The following is a 630-nucleotide window of genomic DNA, read 5'->3' as shown; positions in this document are numbered from 1 at the left end:
AAGCATTGGATCCCGCTAATAGTTGGGCGTTTAAAAAAATCAATGCTGAGATCGCTAGAAAAAAAGCGCTGGGGAAAACACTGAAAAAAACACCAGCAAAGACATCGGCAAAAACTAACTTCGAGCTTGATGAAAATGAAAAGGTGCTTTCTGTAAGGAAGTACGCATTAAAGTGGAATGCAATCAAAGAGCTACAGATATTTAGAGTAGAGAAGAGTCAAATGGCTATCTTTGTTTCGGGAAAGGTAAAAGAGGAAATAGAGAGAAATAATATTACTGGCTGTGACTTTCTTGAAGTAAAGGTAGTTTAGAGCCATTCCTGTAATGAATGAATGTGAGGTTTGAACAAAAAAAGCGGGTCTCCAAGAGTTTGGTGTACACTCATTTATATAAGAGCCCCCTGAAGAGGCGTATTCCCTTAGCTTACATGTTGGCCGACTCGATCTGGAAAGAATACCGAGAGCTGGAGCAGCATTTGACCAATTTTAAACTCGGCCTGTCCATTTGCGAACGACATTCATCGTCACGATTTTAAATTTAAATGACGGATTGTCAAGCCAAGTGCGACAGTTCTTCTGAGAAGGATTCGTGAGCAGTCTTCCAGCCCAAACATTTTCGTGGTCGTTGATT

1 protein-coding gene is annotated in these 630 nt (G+C 40.6%); it reads left to right on the top strand.

From position 1 onward, the window contains the following. The coding region (locus PPOP_RS17000) for an imm11 family protein (RefSeq protein ID WP_006287889.1) at positions 1-311 on the top strand (311 nt) is incomplete at its 5' end. Positions 312-630 lie beyond the last annotated feature (319 nt).

Origin of the sequence: Paenibacillus popilliae ATCC 14706 (genome assembly GCF_000315235.1) — a bacterium.
In the GTDB taxonomy this organism is placed as follows: Bacteria; Bacillota; Bacilli; order Paenibacillales; family Paenibacillaceae; genus Paenibacillus_B; species Paenibacillus_B popilliae.
The sequence above is the reverse complement of the archived record's forward strand: the minus strand, read 5'-3'. Positions and strand labels throughout refer to the sequence as shown.